General features: G+C 63.1%; 14 protein-coding genes. 10 read left to right on the top strand and 4 right to left on the bottom strand.

Annotation, left to right across the window (positions count from 1 at the left end):
* Positions 1–288 precede the first annotated feature (288 nt).
* Positions 289–954: a ribosome biogenesis GTP-binding protein YihA/YsxC gene (gene yihA / locus QYH69_RS22920; protein WP_308834067.1), complete on the bottom strand. Its 666-nt coding sequence runs from the start codon at positions 952–954 to the stop codon at positions 289–291.
* Positions 955–1,300: 346 nt separating this feature from the next.
* Here yihA and QYH69_RS22915 point away from each other — a divergent pair, with 346 nt between their 5' ends.
* From QYH69_RS22915 to msrQ, 5 genes are all read left to right on the top strand, one after another.
* The gene (locus QYH69_RS22915) at positions 1,301–1,954 is read left to right on the top strand and encodes a c-type cytochrome (RefSeq protein WP_308834050.1); all 654 of its coding nucleotides are present in this window, start codon (positions 1,301–1,303) and stop codon (positions 1,952–1,954) included.
* A gap of 224 nt (positions 1,955–2,178) precedes the next feature.
* Positions 2,179–4,413, top strand: a complete 2,235-nt coding sequence (locus QYH69_RS22910; RefSeq protein WP_308834049.1) for a cytochrome c biogenesis protein ResB — start codon at positions 2,179–2,181, stop codon at positions 4,411–4,413.
* 49 nt (positions 4,414–4,462) lie between these two features.
* The gene (gene ccsB / locus QYH69_RS22905; protein ID WP_308834048.1) at positions 4,463–5,662 is read left to right on the top strand and encodes a c-type cytochrome biogenesis protein CcsB; all 1,200 of its coding nucleotides are present in this window, start codon (positions 4,463–4,465) and stop codon (positions 5,660–5,662) included.
* A gap of 209 nt (positions 5,663–5,871) precedes the next feature.
* A complete protein-coding gene (gene msrP / locus QYH69_RS22900; protein ID WP_308834047.1) occupies positions 5,872–6,873 on the top strand; it encodes a protein-methionine-sulfoxide reductase catalytic subunit MsrP in 1,002 nt (333 codons plus the stop codon).
* A gap of 18 nt (positions 6,874–6,891) precedes the next feature.
* Positions 6,892–7,638, top strand: coding sequence for a protein-methionine-sulfoxide reductase heme-binding subunit MsrQ (gene msrQ, locus QYH69_RS22895; RefSeq protein WP_308834046.1), 747 nt, complete (start codon positions 6,892–6,894; stop codon positions 7,636–7,638).
* Positions 7,639–7,682: 44 nt separating this feature from the next.
* On the opposite strand, the gene lysA is transcribed toward msrQ, so the two are convergent.
* Positions 7,683–8,945 carry a diaminopimelate decarboxylase gene (lysA, locus tag QYH69_RS22890; protein ID WP_308834045.1) on the bottom strand — a complete coding sequence of 421 codons (1,263 nt, stop codon included), beginning with the start codon at positions 8,943–8,945 and terminating at the stop codon, positions 7,683–7,685.
* 44 nt (positions 8,946–8,989) lie between these two features.
* Positions 8,990–9,313, bottom strand: a complete 324-nt coding sequence (locus QYH69_RS22885) for a lipoprotein (RefSeq protein WP_308834044.1) — start codon at positions 9,311–9,313, stop codon at positions 8,990–8,992.
* 36 nt (positions 9,314–9,349) lie between these two features.
* Between QYH69_RS22885 and cyaY the strand changes: the two genes are divergently transcribed.
* Positions 9,350–9,667 (top strand): iron donor protein CyaY, encoded by a 318-nt coding sequence (cyaY, locus tag QYH69_RS22880; protein ID WP_308834043.1) that lies wholly within the window; start codon positions 9,350–9,352, stop codon positions 9,665–9,667.
* A gap of 184 nt (positions 9,668–9,851) precedes the next feature.
* On the opposite strand, the gene QYH69_RS22875 is transcribed toward cyaY, so the two are convergent.
* Positions 9,852–12,254 (bottom strand): penicillin-binding protein 1A, encoded by a 2,403-nt coding sequence (locus QYH69_RS22875; protein WP_308834042.1) that lies wholly within the window; start codon positions 12,252–12,254, stop codon positions 9,852–9,854.
* A gap of 258 nt (positions 12,255–12,512) precedes the next feature.
* Between QYH69_RS22875 and QYH69_RS22870 the strand changes: the two genes are divergently transcribed.
* Genes QYH69_RS22870 through QYH69_RS22855 form a run of 4 tightly spaced genes read left to right on the top strand, consistent with a single transcriptional unit; the run spans position 12,513 to position 16,826 of the window.
* Positions 12,513–13,526 (top strand): pilus assembly protein PilM, encoded by a 1,014-nt coding sequence (locus QYH69_RS22870; RefSeq protein ID WP_308834041.1) that lies wholly within the window; start codon positions 12,513–12,515, stop codon positions 13,524–13,526.
* Positions 13,523–14,221, top strand: coding sequence for a PilN domain-containing protein (locus tag QYH69_RS22865; protein ID WP_308834040.1), 699 nt, complete (start codon positions 13,523–13,525; stop codon positions 14,219–14,221). The genes QYH69_RS22870 and QYH69_RS22865 overlap by 4 nt, the downstream gene beginning before the upstream one ends.
* Positions 14,218–15,177 (top strand): hypothetical protein, encoded by a 960-nt coding sequence (locus QYH69_RS22860; protein ID WP_308834039.1) that lies wholly within the window; start codon positions 14,218–14,220, stop codon positions 15,175–15,177. Before QYH69_RS22865 ends, QYH69_RS22860 begins: the two co-directional genes overlap by 4 nt.
* Entirely contained in the window at positions 15,174–16,826 is a 1,653-nt protein-coding gene (locus QYH69_RS22855; protein WP_308834038.1) for a type IV pilus secretin PilQ, read from the top strand. Before QYH69_RS22860 ends, QYH69_RS22855 begins: the two co-directional genes overlap by 4 nt.
* Positions 16,827–16,913 lie beyond the last annotated feature (87 nt).

Below are 16,913 nucleotides of genomic sequence, written 5' to 3'. Positions count from 1 at the left end.
TGAGACAATGGTATATCATACCGATCGAGCAAGGCGCGCTGCGCCGACCTCCCCGCTTCTCCTCCCTGAGCGGGTGCCTGTCGTTATTCGATTAGGCTGTTTAGCCCGCCGTCTACATGCGGCGGGTTTTTTTATGGTCGACGGAACTCGCGCGTTGTGCGCGCTTGCCGCTGATCGCCATGGTTCCCAGGAGTGTGCGCAGAACGCCGCAGCGCAGTGATCGACGGGGGCGACCACGCTATTACGCGATGGCCCCGCGCTGCAGCGCCGCCGCTTAAGCCCGCTACGTCACGGTTCGCCCGTCGGATTCGCTGCGGAATCGTCCACGGCATCAGGCGCAATCCAGCTTTCGATCAGTTCGTGCGCCTCTTCGAGGCCCGTTCGTTTGAGCGCCGAAAAAAGTTGTGCCGTGAGTTCGCCCTGATAGCCGGCCGCGCGGTAGTCGGCGAAGCCCTTCTTTGTCGTGCGCAACGCGTTGGTGCTTTCCTGGCGCGTCAATTTGTCGCATTTGGTCAGCAATGTATGAATCGGCTTGCCGGTCGGGGCAAACCACTCGATCATCCGCCGGTCGAGTTCGGTGAGCGGTCGCCGCGAATCCATCATCAGGATCATCCCGCGTAATTGCGCGCGCGTTTGCAAGTAAGTCGACAGCAACGCTTCCCAATGGGCTTTTGCCGCACCCGGCACCTCGGCGTAGCCATAGCCCGGCAGGTCGACCAGATGCGCGACGGGCTCCTCGGCCGGCCCCACCGAAAAGTAATTGATGTGCTGCGTGCGTCCCGGCGTCTTACTCGCGAACGCGAGCCTCTTCTGATTGCATAGCACATTGATCGCCGTGGATTTGCCCGCGTTCGATCTCCCGGCAAACGCAATCTCAGGCTGCGCGGTGGGCGGCAGATCGCGTAAATGATTGACAGTGGTGAAAAAGCGGGCCTGGTGGAGCAGAAAGGGCATGGAGGAGACCGGGGACGGGATGCAGCAAAGGGGCGAAGAAACTGGGCGCACAAACTGGGCGCAGACACGGGATGCAAATGCAGACCGCAAACGCAGACCGCAAACGCGCAACAGAAGCGGGCGCGATAGCCGCCGGGGCAAGCCCGACTGGCGTCTTGGCGATTAGCGAGTTATTGTACAATACGATGGTTTACTGAAAACCTGTGGAGTGTCGCGTGGATCAAGGTGTCATCAGGGCGCGCGCTCAATACGTAACTGGGGTTGCGAGGTAATTCAATCAGGTAATTCGGTCGCCGTCGTATTTTGCAGAACCTCTAATTCCCACAAGACGAAACAGGGTGTGCGAATGAATCGACTGGGCAGGATTCTGGTGGTGCTTCACACAGCAGTAGGTCTTTCAGGTTTGGCGGTACAGGCAAAAGCGGCGGATCAGTCGAAGCCGGATTTGAATCGGGGGCAGGCAATCGCAGCGCAGGTTTGCGCTTCGTGTCACGGTGCAGATGGCAACAGCGCGGGCGGCGCGTATCCGAAGCTCGCCGGGCAGCATCCCGAATACCTCGTCAAACAGCTCAAGGATTTCAAAACGCAACCGGGCGCGAAGCAGCCCGCGCGTAACAATCCGATCATGGCAGGCATTGCAGGCGCGTTGTCGGATCAGGACATGGTGAACGTCGCGGCGTATTTCGCGACGCAAGCGCCGAAGCCCGGTTACGCGCACAACAAGAACACGGTGCCGCTCGGACAGAAGATTTATCGGGCCGGCATTGCGGACAAGGGCGTGCCTGCTTGCGCAAGCTGCCACGGGCCGACAGGCCAGGGCATTCCGTCGCAGTATCCGCGCGTATCGGGGCAGTGGTCCGACTACCTTGTTGCGCAGTTGACGGCGTTCCAGCAAGGGCCTGGCGCGCGCAACAACAACGAGGCAATGCATCAGATTGCGCAGCGTCTGTCCGATAGCGAGATCAAGGCGGTCGCTGATTACATGGCCGGTTTGCATTAAGCTAGCGTCCGCGCGCAAGTCGCGTTGCGCGGCGACTGCGGGGCGAGTCGAATCTCGAGCCCGTTTCGAGGTGCGCTGCAGTTGTGTAGCGAAACGGTACGTGAAGCGGTACATGAAGCCGCGGTGACACGCCGCATCAGCCGGCAAAAAAACAAGAAAAGGGTGAGGGCGTCGCCACGATGCGATGGCCCTGCACCCTTTTTTGCTGTTCAGTTGGAGTTTGAATGAGCGTTACCACATCGGGTCTGCAGTCGAAATCGCGCCAGCGAGTCGCGCGCGACGTCATCGAGTTGCTCAGTTCGATGCGCTTTGCAATCGCGATGCTGGTGATTCTCGCGATCGCGAGCATCATCGGCACGGTCCTCACGCAAGACGACCCGTATCCGAATTACGTCAATCAGTTCGGCCCGTTCTGGGCGGACATCTTCCGGTCGCTGAGCCTCTACACCGTTTACAGCGCGTGGTGGTTCATGCTGATCCTCGGCTTTCTGATCGCGTCGGTGTCGCTGTGCGTGATCCGCAACGCGCCGAAGATGCTCGCCGACACGAAGAGCTGGAAGGACAAGGTACGCGAAGCGAGCCTGCGCGCGTTTCACCACAAAGGCGAGTTCGCCGTGACGCAGACGCGCGCGCAAGCCGTCACGACGCTCACGCAACTGTCGGGCAAGCTCGGCTACCGGTTCGTTACGCGCGAGTCCGAAGGGGCGACGCTGATCGCCGCGAAGCGCGGCGCGCTGACGAAGCTCGGCTATATCTCGGCACACCTTGCAATTGTCATCATCTGCATTGGTGGCCTGCTCGACAGCAATCTGCCGATCAGGCTGCAGATGTGGCTCTTCGACAAGACGCCGATCAACAGCAACACGGTCATCAACGAGATTCCGCCTGAGCATCGGCTGTCGCAATCGAATCCGACGTTCCGCGGCTATGCATGGGTGCCCGAAGGGCAGCATGTGTCGACCGCGATCCTGAACCAGCCGAACGGCTCGCTGATTCAGGACCTGCCGTTCTCGATCCAGCTGAACAAGTTCATCGTCGACTACTACTCGACGGGGATGCCCAAGCTCTTCGCAAGCGACATCGTTGTTATCGATCACAAGACCGGCAAGCAGATTCCCGCGCGTGTCGAAGTGAACAAGCCATTCGAGTACGACGGCGTGTCGATCTATCAATCGAGCTTCCAGGACGGCGGCTCCGAGATGAAGATGACCGCCTTCCCGATGACGGGCGCAAGTGCGAAGCCGGTTCCGTTCGACGGCACGATCGGCAACTCGACACCGCTGACGAACGCGATTCCGGGCTCGGATGGTCAAACGGTCGAATTCGCCGATTTCCGCGCGATCAACGTCGAAAACATCACGAACGGCAACGGCCAGACGGACGCGCGCGGCGTCGCGCAGCACGAAACGCTGAAGCAGGCATTCGACGAGCGCCTCGGTTCCGGCGCCAAGACGTCGAAGCCGGTCGATCTCCATAACGTCGGCCCGTCGGTGCAGTACAAGGTGCGCGACAAGAACGGTCAGGCGCGCGAGTACAACAACTACATGCTGCCTGTCGAGGTCGGCGGCGACCGTGTGTTCCTCGCCGGCATGCGCACGAATCCGGACGATCCGTTCCGCTATCTGCGCATCCCGGCCGACGAAGGCGGCACGGTCAAGGAATGGATGAACCTTCGTGCGGCGCTCGAAAATCCGGCGACGCGCGCTGAAGCCGCGCGTCGTTTTGCGCAGCGCTCGGTGCCGAACGCGGAACCGGAGTTGCAGCAGCATCTCGAGGAAAGTGCGGCGCGTGTCCTGACCCTCTTTGCGGGCGCCGACAGCAGTCTCGCCGCTCCGGCGAACGCCCAGCCGAACGGCCAGGCGCATGGCCAGACGGGCAGCGAGGCGAACGGCCCCGGCGGTTTCCAGGCCATCGCGATGTTCATCGACCATTCGGTGCCGAAAGCGGAGCAGGAAAAGGCGGCAGGATTGTTGCTGCGCATGCTCGAGGGCTCGATGTGGGACGTTTGGCAAATCGCGCGCGCGCAGGCCGGCGAGGCGCCGGTACAGCCCGGCGACGCGTCGAGCCGTTTCGTGCAGAACTCCATCAACGCAATTTCCGACAGCTTTTTGTACGGATCGCCGGTTTTTCTGCAGCTCGATTCCTTCAAGCAGGTGCAAGCTTCGGTATTTCAGTTGACGCGCGCGCCGGGTAAAAAAGTCGTGTATCTTGGCAGCCTGCTTCTCGTGCTGGGCATCTTCTCGATGTTCTACGTGCGTGAACGGCGGCTTTGGTTCTGGCTCAAAGATTCGGATCATGGCGTCAACGTCGTGATGGCGATGTCGAGTGCTCGCAAGACATTCGACTTCGACAAGGAGTTCAAAGAGACGCGCGACGCGGTCGGCACTGCGCTTGGCGCCAGGCCGGTCGACGAATCGGTAGCGTCCGCTGCGTCCGGCGGTGGCAGCCACGCGGCTTAAACGGAGCGTGGCATACAACCCGACCCACAAGATTCGACCCGGTAAGATCATGGACTTGACCCAAGTTTCCTCTTCCACACCCAAGCAGCGGCGTGCTGGCGCGATCACATCGCATTCCGGCCTGCTCGACGATCGTCCCTTCCTGAAGCGGCTGACGCCATTCGACTGGCTGTTCGCGCTGGCGCTCGTCGGCGGCGCGGGGTTTGCGCTGTCGCGCTACCACGCGTTCATGAACTACTACGACAAACTGGTGCTCGTCTGCGCGGTGCCGGTGTTCGTCGTGCTCGGCTGGCGCTGGAAGCCCGTGCGGCCGCTCATGATCGCCATCGCGGCGCTCTCGCTCTCGGCCATCGGCATCTATCACGGCGACCTGTCGCGTGCCGATCAGGCGTTCTTCCTCAAGTATTTCCTGTCGAGCCAGTCGGCCATCCTCTGGATGAGCGCGCTCTTCGTGTTCGCCACGCTGTTCTACTGGATCGGCCTGCTCTCGCGTTCCGCCTCGGGTGCCGCGATCGGCTCGAAAATGACCTGGGCGGCCGTGCTGATGGGCTTCACCGGCCTGATGGTGCGCTGGTACGAGTCGTACCTGATCGGCGCCGACGTCGGCCATATTCCGATCTCGAACCTCTATGAAGTGTTCGTGCTGTTCAGTCTGATTACGGCGCTCTTCTATCTGTATTACGAAACGCACTACAACACGCGTGCGCTCGGCGCGTTCGTGCTGCTCGTGATCAGCGCGGCGGTCGGCTTTCTCATGTGGTACTCGATTTCACGCGATGCGCAGCAGATCCAGCCGCTCGTGCCCGCGCTGCAGAGCTGGTGGATGAAGATCCACGTGCCGGCGAACTTTATCGGTTACGGCAGCTTTGCGCTGTCCGCGATGGTCGGTGTCGCCTATCTGATGAAGGAGCGCGGCGTGCTCTCCGATCGCCTGCCCACGCTCGATGTGCTCGACGACGTGATGTACAAGTCGATCGCGGTCGGCTTCGCGTTCTTTACGGTCGCGACGATTCTCGGTGCGCTGTGGGCCGCCGAAGCGTGGGGCGGCTACTGGAGCTGGGATCCGAAGGAGACGTGGGCGCTGATCGTATGGCTCAATTACGCCGCGTGGCTGCATATGCGCCTGATGAAAGGCCTGCGCGGCGCGGTTGCCGCCTGGTGGGCGCTGACGGGCCTGCTCGTCACGACCTTCGCGTTCCTCGGCGTCAATATGTTCCTTTCCGGGCTGCATAGTTACGGAAAGCTGTAATATCCGCGCCCAGGAACCGACTAATAACCGCCGTGTGCGATGCACCGGCGGTTTTTTTATGGTGGCGCGGGATGATTTCCGAATTACTTTCGTTTGCTACAACAGGAGTAGTAGATGACGGAATTCCGAACGAAACTTCGGACTGAAACCTCCGCCGTATACCGGATGATGAAATGGCACGCCCGACGCGGCGCGCGAGGAGCAGTAACATGTGGATCAAGCGTACCGACACGTCGCGACTGGCTGGCGACGACATTCCGCGCAGCGAGATCACCCCGCAGCGGATCTTCGAGAACAGGCGGCGCGTGCTGCAGGCAGCGGGCGCCGCAGCCTTGGGCGGGCTGATCGGCGCGGGCGTACACGAGGAGGCGCATGCGGCCTTCGCGTCGCCCGATGCGAAGGCGCAGAAGCTCGCGGCCGGCACGAACCCGAAATTCGTTGTGGTCGACAAGCCGACGCCGTTTCAGGACGTTACGACTTACAACAATTTCTACGAGTTCGGCACCGACAAGTCGGACCCCGCGCATCACGCCGGCACGCTGCGGCCGCGGCCGTGGAAGGTCAGCGTGGAAGGCGAGATCAAGAACCCGAAGGTCTACGACATCGACGAACTGCTGAAGCTCGCACCGCTTGAAGAGCGCGTGTATCGGCATCGCTGCGTCGAGGGCTGGTCGATGGTGATTCCGTGGATCGGCGTGCCGCTGGCGGAGCTGATCAAGCGCGCGCAGCCGACCGGCAACGCGAAGTACGTGCAGTTCATCACGCTCGACGATCCGTCGCAGATGCCGGGACTGTCGGACCCGATTCTTAATTGGCCCTATTCCGAAGGCCTGCGGATGGACGAGGCGATGAATCCGCTCACACTGCTGACCATGGGCTTGTACGGCCAGGTGCTGCCGAACCAGAACGGCGCGCCGGTGCGCATCGTCGTGCCGTGGAAATACGGCTTCAAGAGCGCCAAATCGCTGGTCAAGATCCGCTTCGTCGACAAGCAGCCGCCGACGAGCTGGAACACGTATGCGCCGAACGAGTATGGCTTTTATTCGAACGTGAACCCGAACGTCGACCATCCGCGCTGGAGCCAGGCGACCGAGCGCCGCATCGGCGAGGACGGCTTCTTCACGCCGAAGCGCAAGACCCTGATGTTCAACGGTTATGGCGATTTCGTCGCGTCGATGTATCAGGGCATGGACCTGAAAAAGAACTTTTGAGCGCGGAGGGAGACGCAGATGGTCACCGAGACGCAAACGGTATCGTCCGGGCGCAATGTGCCGCGTGCAGCGATGTCTGCCGCGAGCGGCGCGAGCGTAGCCGGCTCGAAAAAGAAGCGCGCCGCGGCGGGAAACGCGCGCTGGGTCGTACCGGCAAAGATCGCGGCATTTATCGCGTGTCTCTATCCGCTTGGACGGCTCGTGCTGTTCGGCTTTACCGGTCAGCTGGGCGCGAATCCGATCGAGTTCATCACGCGCTCGACCGGGCTCTGGACGCTCGTGTTTCTCTGCATCACGCTTGCTGTCACGCCGCTGCGCAAGCTGACCGGCATCAACCCGTTACTGCGGTTTCGCCGCATGCTTGGGCTCTACGCGTTCTTCTATGGCGCGCTGCACTTTACGACGTACTTCTGGTTCGATAAGTGGTTCGACGTCGCGGAGATTCTGAAGGACGTCGGCAAGCGTCCGTTCATCACGGTCGGATTTGCCGCGTTCGTGCTGCTGATTCCGCTTGCTGTCACATCGCCGAAAGCGATGGTGCGCAGGCTCGGCCGCCGCTGGCAGGTGCTGCATCGCGCGATCTACGTGATCGCTGCACTCGCGATCCTGCACTTCTGGTGGATGAAGGCCGGCAAGCACGATCTGATCTTGCCGAAGATCTACGGCGCGATCGTGATTGCGCTGCTTGGATGGCGGCTGATCGTGTGGGTGCGTGACCTTGTAGCGCGACGAAATGCTGCGCGGCGAGATGCGGTGCCGCGCTGATCGTCGCGTTGCCGCGGTCAGCGCCTTGTCGAGATTTTGCTACGTTAGTCCGGCAGCAGCGATTCGCCAGCAAACAACTGCCTGACGTCTTCGCGCGCGCGAACGACGTGCACCTTGTCGCCGTCCACCATCACTTCAGCGGCGCGCGGGCGCGTGTTGTAGTTCGAACTCATCACGAAGCCGTACGCGCCTGCCGAGCGGATCGCGAGCAGATCGCCGGGTGCCACGGCCAGCTCGCGTTCGCGGCCGAGCCAGTCGCCGCTTTCGCAGACCGGGCCCACGACGTCGTAAACGTGCTTGGGCGCATCACGCACGACGACCGGTTCGATTGCGTGATAAGCCTCGTACATCGCGGGGCGCGCGAGGTCGTTCATCGCGGCGTCGACGATGACAAAGTTCTTTTCGACACCGGGCTTCAGGAATTCGACCTGGGTCAACAGGATGCCGGCGTTGCCGACAAGCGAACGCCCCGGCTCGAAATACACCTCGCGTTGCCCGTGTCCGCGCGCGTCGATGCGGTCGAGCACGGTGCTGACGAACACGCCGATATCGGGCGGTGTTTCATCGTCGTAGGTGATGCCGAGGCCGCCGCCGACGTCGATATGGCGAATCGTCGCACCATCGGCTTCGATCTGTTCGACGAGTTCGAGCAGACGGTCGATCGCATCGAGATACGGCGCGACTTCTGTGATCTGCGAACCGATATGGCAATCGATGCCGACGACCTCGAGGTGCCGCATCGCCGCGGCTGCGCGATAGGTCTCGCGCGCGTCGTCGAACGCGACGCCGAACTTGTTCGCCTTCAGACCCGTCGATATGTACGGATGCGTTTTTGCGTCGACGTCGGGATTCACGCGCAGCGACACCGGCGCCCGTTTGCCCATCGCGCCCGTCACTTCGTTGAGGCGATCGAGTTCGGGAATCGACTCGACGTTGAAACACTTCACGCCTGCCGCGAGGGCCTCGCGCATTTCCGAAGCGGTCTTTCCAACGCCCGAAAACACGGTATTTTCGGCCTTGCCGCCGGCAGCCAGCACACGGGCGAGCTCGCCGCCGGACACGATGTCGAAGCCCGCGTTCATGCGAGCGAACACGTTGAGCACCGCGAGATTGCTGTTCGCTTTCACGGCGACATGCACGCTTGCCCGGCGGCCCGCGCATGCGCATGCATACGCTTGCCATGCGGCGGTCAGCGCCGCCCGCGAGTAGACGTAGAGCGGTGTGCTGAACCGCTCGGCAAGCGACACGGCCGACACGCCTTCGGCGTGCAGCACGCCGTCGACATAGGCGAAGGCTGATCGAGTCATGCGAAAGTCTTGGTGAGGTTTTGAAGTCTCGGCAAGCGAGGGTCTTATTGCGCCTGCGCAGCACCCGATGCGGGACGCTGCGGCTGCGGCTGCGGCGCCGCAGTGCCGCTCGCGGGCATCTGCATTGCTTCGTCAGGCGACAGCGACAACGGTTCGCCGGCGGTGTCCGGCATGTCTGCCGACGCCGTTTCCGGCGTCGGTTTCACCTCGTCTGGCGATGGCGGTTGCGTCTGTTCCTGCGGCTTTGGCGGCAACGGCGGTACGGTAGGCAGATAGAGCGCGCCGCGTTGCCCGCAGCCGGAAAGCGCGACGGCTGCGAGAATGGACAAAGCCGCTACAATCGCGCTCATCCGGAAAACGGCTCGCATGACTGTCCCTGTGTAACGAATCCGCTGGAGTTTAGCATGTCCGATAGTGATTACCTGGCTCGTGCAGAAGCTGTGCTGGCCGCCGTCGAGCGCGCACTCGACTACACCGACGCCGATATCGAGTTCGAGCGCAGCGGCAATGTTCTGACGCTCGAATTCGAGAACGGGACGAAGATCATCGTGAACCTGCAGCCGCCAATGCAGGAAATCTGGATCGCGGCGAAGTCGGGCGGTTACCACTTCCGCTTCGTCGACGGCGCATGGCGCGATACGCGCAACGGCACCGAATTCTTTACGGCGCTTTCCGACTACGCGACGCAGCAAGCGGGCGAGCCGGTGCAAATCACGCCTTGACCTGCCCTGCTTGACTTGCGTTGTGTGACCTGCCTCGGCCCAGGCGTTGCTTCGCAGGTGGAACGCGGTACGTGGACTTGCTCTCGCCGGGTTGTGTAAGGGCGCACTAAGGGTGCCCTCAGTGCGCCCTTAGTGCTCGCTTAGTGTGCCCTTAGTGTGCCCTTAGTGTGCCCTTAGTGTGCCGCTAGTGCCCGCGGAACAGGTTCATGATGTCCTGCTTCTCCTGCTCCCCGACCTGCTGCGGCGCGGCGCCCTCGGTCCCGCTTGCGACCTCGTCGGCGGGCGCTTGCGGGACGCCGACCGACGCGATAAAGCCATTGCCCGGCGTAAATCCGTCGAGATACAACTCGTCGCCGATCGTCGTGACGCCGCCGGGCATCGGCATCTTGTATTCGGGCACGCCTTTGAGCGCGCGCGCCATGTATTCGATCCATACCGGCAGCGCGAGCCCGCCGCCGGTCTCCTTGTCGCCGAGGCTGCGCGGGTTGTCGTAACCGATCCAGGCGATGGCGGTCAGCGTGTGCTGGTAGCCGGCGAACCACGCGTCGCGTGAATCGTTGGTCGTGCCGGTCTTGCCCCCGAGGTCGGTGCGCTTCAGCACGTTCGATTTCGCACCCGTGCCTCGCTGTGCGACGCTTTGCAGCAGGCTGTTCATCACATACGCGTTGCTCGGTTCGATCGCATGCGGCGCGCTTTGCCCGGCGACGAGCGGCTGCGCATGGGCAACCACGACGCCGCGCTGGTCGGTCACCTCCGCGATCAGATACGGATTGACGCGATAGCCGCCGTTTGCGAACACCGAGTAAGCGGCTGCCATCTGCAGCGGCGTGACGAGGCCCGCGCCGAGCGCCATCGGCAGATACGCCGGATGACGATCGGCGTCGAAGCCGAATTGCGTGATGTAGCGCTGCGCGTACTTCGTGCCGATCTGATTCAGAATGCGGATCGACACGAGGTTCTTCGACTTCTGCAGCGCGGTGCGCATCGTCATCGGACCGTCGAAGCCGCCGCCGTAGTTTTTTGGCTCCCACGCCTGACCGCCCGTTTCGGCGGCGCTGAAAAAGAGCGGCGCGTCGTTGATTACCGTGGCGGGCCCGAGGCCCTTTTCGAGCGACGCCGAATAGATGAACGGCTTGAAGCTCGAACCCGGTTGCCGCCACGCCTGGGTGACGTGGTTGAACTTGTTCTTGTTGAAATCGAAGCCGCCGATCAGCGCGCGGATCGCGCCGTACTGCGGCACGATCGAGATAAACGCGCCTTCGACCTGCGGCAACTGCGTGATCGACCAGTCGCCGTCGTCATTCTTGACGACGCGCACGATCGCGCCGGGCCGGATCCGCTGATTCGGCTGCGCACGCGCGCTGAGGGCGGAGGCCGCATAACGGAGCCCGCTCGCGGTGATCGTCACCGAGTTGCCGCCGATCAATGTGGCTTGCACCTGCTTAGGATTCGCCGCGGTGACGACCGCGGCGTAGATGTCGCCGTTGTCCGGATGTTCGAGCAGCGCGTCGTCGATGGCCTGTTCGCGGTCGTCGGCGTCGGCCGGCAGATCGATGAACGCTTCCGGGCCGCGATAGCCATGCCGGCGTTCGTAGTCCATCAAACCTTTGCGCAGCGCGCGATAGGCGACGTCCTGATCGGCCGAGTCGATCGTCGTGACCACATTGAGCCCACGCGTGTAGGCCTCCTCGCGGTACTGCGCGTACATCATCTGGCGGACCATTTCGGCCACGTACTCCGCGTGCACGCTGAATTCCTTGCCGGCGCCCTTCACGACCAAAGGCTGGCGCGCCGCGTCGTCGAACTGCTGCTGCGTGATGTAGTGCAACTCGAGCATGCGCTGCAGGATGTACTCCTGACGCACCTTCGCGCGTTTCGGATTGACGACCGGGTTATACGCGGAAGGCGCCTTCGGCAGCCCCGCCAGCATCGCGCATTCGGCAAGCGTGAGGTCCTTGAGGTCCTTGCCGAAATACACGCGCGCGGCGCTCGCAAAGCCGTACGCGCGCTGCCCGAGATAGATCTGATTCATGTACACCTCGAGAATCTGATCTTTCGAGAGCTTCGACTCGATCTTGTACGCGAGCAGCATCTCGTAAACCTTGCGCGTATAGGTCTTCTCGCTCGACAGAAAAAAGTTGCGCGCAACCTGCATCGTGATCGTGCTCGCCCCCTGTGTGGCGTGCCCATTTGTCAGCGCGACGAAGCCCGCGCGCGCGATGCCGGTCAGATCGACGCCGCCGTGATCGTAGAAGCGCGCGTCCTCGATGGCGAGCACCGCCTTCTTGAGGTTGTCCGGTACATCGCGGATGTGCACGATGTCGCGCCGCTCCTCGCCGAACTCGCCGATCAGCACATGGTCGGCCGTATAGATGCGCAGCGGCACTTTCGGTTGATAGTCGGTGAGTGCCTCGAGCGAAGGCAGATTCGGCGTGGCAACGACGAGCGCATAGCCGAGCACGAGCGCGACACACAGGATGCCGGCGAAGATAAGGCCTACGAAACCGAAGATGAGCGTGAGCCACAACGGACGCTTGCGTTTGCGAGGCGCCGGAGGCGGAGAAGACGGATTCGAAGTTTGTTGCATATGACCACCAGAAACCAGTCCCGCGATTATAGCCGCGCGCACCATCAGCTTTCGGTGAGCTTACGTTGCGGCGCTGGAACGGCGTTGCGAACGGCATCGCGGAATGACATCACTGTAGTCCCTCAGCGCACGAGCGGGCAGTCGTTGTGCGCGCGTTAGCCATTCGGCCGAATTTCACAGACGAAACAGTCTCGACACAATCCTCTCCGTTGTCCGCGTTCGAATGGGTTGTCCGCGGGTTGGTAAAAGGGAGGCAAGATGGCGTTGAAAACTTCGTTGGAAATGGCGGTGCGCCGGTTCGCGGCTGGCATCGACCTGGGTCCGCAAACGGTGCGGCTCGTCGTGCTGAGTCGGAGCATATGCGGCAATGGGCCGCTGCGTATCGATTGTGTCGCGTCGATGCCGGTGCGATCCGGTGCGATGGCGGGCGCCGAGATCGTCGATCGGCCGGCGGTCGCACAGGCGCTCTTCGATGTGTTCGACTGCATGCCGTCCGAACACATCCTGCTTTCGCTGCGATGTGCAATGGCGATTCCGGGATCGGCCACGCTGACGGCAAGCGTGCCGCTCGAGCAGCTTCAACAGCTTGCGCCGACCATGCGGCGCACGCGCTCGCGCAGGCCGGTCGCCGAATACGCGGAAGGCGACATGCTGAGCGCACTCGAGCCCGCTGTGCTGATCGAGATCGAACGCATCGCCGGCGTCGAGCGGCACGCGCTCGCAGTCGACTGGTATGTGGACCGGTCGGCGCTGCGAGGCGGCGAAGTAACGATTGCCGCCACCGCGAGGCAGCATCTCGAGGCGCGCATCGAATGCGCGGCGATTGCCGGCATCTCGCTGACCGCGATCGACGGCGAACCGCATGCGGCGCTGCGCGCGATGCGCTATTCGGCGAAGCAGGAACTGGAGCCAGGCGACGAATACGCAGCCCTCTGGGTCGCAGGCGACGGCGTCTATGGCTGGCGCCTTGCCGACGACACGGTCGTGACCTCGATGCACTATCCGTCGCCCGAGCACGGCTGTCTCGCCGATGCACTGCGCGACCTCGGCGAGGGCGCCCGGCTTTCGACGGTGTTCGTGGCAGGCGATGTCGATCTGCTCGACGGTGTCTCGATGTCGCTTGCCGATATCGGCGACGTACTCGGCTGCATGGTGTTTCCGTTCGAATGCACACTGCTGGGCCAGGTCGCCGTCCCGTTCGAAACCGATCTGCTGCACGATCCCGCATCCGCGGTGGCGTTCGGGCTCGCCGTGCGCGGCGTGTACGAATGAAGCGGCTCACGTTGCGTGCCGGCGTTGCGCCGTCGCAGCGTGTGCGGCCGGTGCGGACAGGCGGATTCAATCTGCTGCCGCATCGGCAACTCGCCGCGCGCCGCGAACGGCGGCGCCGTATCGTCGAAGTGTTCGCGGGGATCGCCGCGGGATGCGTGGCAGTGCTGATACTGGCGGCCTGGCAGACCGTCGAACGTGTGCGGCTCGATGCCGAGCGTGCATCGTTCGAGCGCTCGCTCGCGCAACTGTCGGCGCCGCTGGCCGAACACAAGCGTCTCGCGCGCGCCGCCGAGGAAGCGCGTATGCGCGCGGCGCACGCGGCGATGCACTCGAAACCGCTTGTGCATCTGCTATCGCTGCTTGACGCGTTAAGCAGCGAGTCCGATGACAAGGTGAGTTTGCAGCAGTTGCGCCAGCGTGAGCACGAGACGGATCTGCTTGCGAGTGCACGCGATCATGCGGCACCGGCGTCGTGGGTGAAACGTCTTGCCGCGATACGCGGGGTGAAGAACGCCGACGTCAAGGACCAGCGCCGCGCGACGGCACCGATGCACGGCGCCGGACAAAACGCGAGTGGCGCAGTCGAATTTTCGGCGCGCCTCGAATGGGAAGGTACGCGTGAACCGACGGTGCGCAGTGTTGCGCCTGCCGCAGCGCGTCCGGAACGAGGCGCTCACATGCGAGGTTTGAAATGAGTACGACGCTTACGGGCCGCCTCGGCCCGATCAAACGGGCAAAAACGCAACAGCATCGGGCAGACGGTTCTTTTGCGCTGATCGCATCGCTGCGAAGGTGGCGTGCGCGAAGTCCGTTGCTGTTCCGGTTTCTGCCCGCGAGTCTGATTGCAATCGCGACATTTGCGACTGGCGCGAACGCGTGGATGGCGGCGGACTTCACAGGCGTGCAAGCGATGCGTGCACTTGCTGACGAGACGCAACGGCGCCTTTACGGCGCACAGCGTGCTGTCAGCGAACTGCCAGCCCTGCGTGCATCCGCCGGCGCAGAAAGCCTTGCGAGTCCGACGCGGGCGTCGGAAAGCGGGGCTTCGACAGACGACGTGCGCATCGTGTCGCAACTGGCGGCGCGCGGCAGCATCACGTTGCTCGCGCTCGAACCCGGTGCGGTAACGGGGGCCGGCGTCGATGCGATGCGTCCGCTGCGCATGACGGCGCTTGCGAGTTTCTCGCAATTGCTGGCCTTCATGCGCGCGCTGCCGAGCTTACCGGTGCTGATCGTGCCCGGAGAGCTGCTCGTCAGGCAGACCGGCGATGCGGGGGGCGGCCTGTTGTCGGTCAGCACGACGCTCAACGTGTTCGATGCGCTTCGTCCGTCCGATCAGCCCGAAAATCTGAACGAAGACCTGACGAACGGTGACGATGAAGATATCGTTTTTTACGACCCTTTCGCGCGTCCTTTGCAGTCCGACGCGCGCATGCCCCATTCGGACACGGCCGGTTTGCGCCTTGTCGGCCTCCTTTACGATCTCGCGCGTGGGCTCGGGCTCGTCGAGACGCCCGATGGCGAAGTAACGCTCGAGGCCGGGCAGCGTGTCGGCGCTGACAGCGTCGCGCGCGTCGACGGGTTCGGCATTACGCTGGCCGCGCGCGATGGAAGCGAACACCGTTTGACGTTCGAGGAAGCGGTGCAATGAAAGCCGGATATTGCGTGAGGTCCATGCTCGTGTCGGTCGCGATGGCGAGTTCGATCGCGTATGCGTCGTTGCCGCCGTTGCCGTCGTTGCCGCCGTTGCCTGAGTCGCTGCCTGAGTCGCTGCCGCTTAACGAGGCGATTGCACCGGCCCGTGTACCGCCGCTGCCGCAACTTGCTTTCGACGATGTCCGTAATCCGTTTAACCGAAACTTTGCGAGCGATGAATCTGCACAAGCCGATTCATCTGGCGATGCATCGGCCGATGCGTACGAGGACGAGGCCGCAACGCGAAGCATCGCCGCAAACGGCGCGTCGACGCCACGCGTGGAACTGCCGCGCACCGCAGACTCGCAGACCGCGCTCGAGGGCCCGCCTGTGCCGCTCGTGCCGCTATCGCGCCTCACTGCTGCGTCGACCCGGTCCGTCGCCGACGGTCTGCCGCCCGACCGGCCGATCTCGCTGAATTTCCGGCAAGCGGAACTGGGCGCCGTGTTGAATGCTTTCGCCCAGTTCACGGGCCTGAACATCATCGCGAGCGGCAAGGCACGCGCTACCGTCACGCTGCACCTCGACAAAGTGCCGTGGCGCACCGCATTCGATACGCTGCTCGACGTCAACGGACTTGCGATGGAGCAGCGCGGCAACGTGATCTGGGTCGCGCCGCTTGCCGAACTGGCGGCCCGCGAGCGGCAGCGCTTCGAAGCGCACGCGCGCGGCGCGGATCTCGAACCGCTCGCGAGCCGCACGTTCGAACTGCACTATGCGCACGCGGACGAGGTTCGCAAGATGCTGACCGGCTCGGGCAACCAGCGCGTGCTGTCGAAGCGCGGCGCGGTGATTGCCGATCCGCGCACGAATCTGCTTTTCGTCACCGATCTGCAGGCGCGTCTCGACGACATCGCGGAACTGGTCGAGGCGATCGACCAGCCGACGCGGCAGGTGATGATTGAAGCGCGTATCGTCGAAGGCGAACTGGGCTTTTCGCGCAATCTGGGCGTCAAGCTATCGATGGCGGGCACGAGCGAGGACGGCTCGGCTGTCGGTATAACGGCCGGCAAGGAAGGGGCGATCCACGATCTGTCGGCACGGCCGATCTCCGGCTTCGATGCGGCAACGGCGGGCTTGACGCTGTTCGCCGCGCGCGCCACGCGCCTGCTCAACATCGAGCTCAGTGCGCTCGAAGCGGAAGGGCGTGGGCAGATCGTGTCCAGTCCGCGCGTCGTCACCGCGGACCGGATGAAGGCGATCGTCGAGCAGGGCACGGAATTGCCGTATCAGGCGAAGGTCGGTCAGGGCGTATCGGGCGTGCAGTTTCGCCGCGCGAGCCTGAAGCTCGAGGTCGAACCGCGAATCACGCCGGACGGCAGAGTCGTGCTGGACCTCGACGTCGCGAAAGATAGCGTCGGCGAGCAGACTGCCGCTGGCCCCGCGATCAACACGAAACACGTGCAAACGCGTGTGCAGGTCGAGGATGGCGGCACGGTGTCGATCGGCGGAATCTACGAGACCGACGATCGCGACGATGTGACTCGCGTGCCGGTCCTGGGCAAAATACCGGTTCTAGGCGCGCTTTTTCGCCATCGCGCGCATCGGGACGCGCGCAGCGAACTGGTGGTTTTCATCACACCGACCGTTGTACAGACGAATTGATGCGCCGCCGCGCGCGCCGGGCGGCAGGCTCGACAAGCCGGCCGCTTTGCCAGTAAGCTGCGCACGAACCCAACCGGATTGAATAAG

It is taken from the genome of Paraburkholderia sp. SARCC-3016, from assembly GCF_031119615.1.
Taxonomy (GTDB): domain Bacteria; phylum Pseudomonadota; class Gammaproteobacteria; order Burkholderiales; family Burkholderiaceae; genus Paraburkholderia.
The sequence above is the reverse complement of the archived record's forward strand: the minus strand, read 5'-3'. Positions and strand labels throughout refer to the sequence as shown.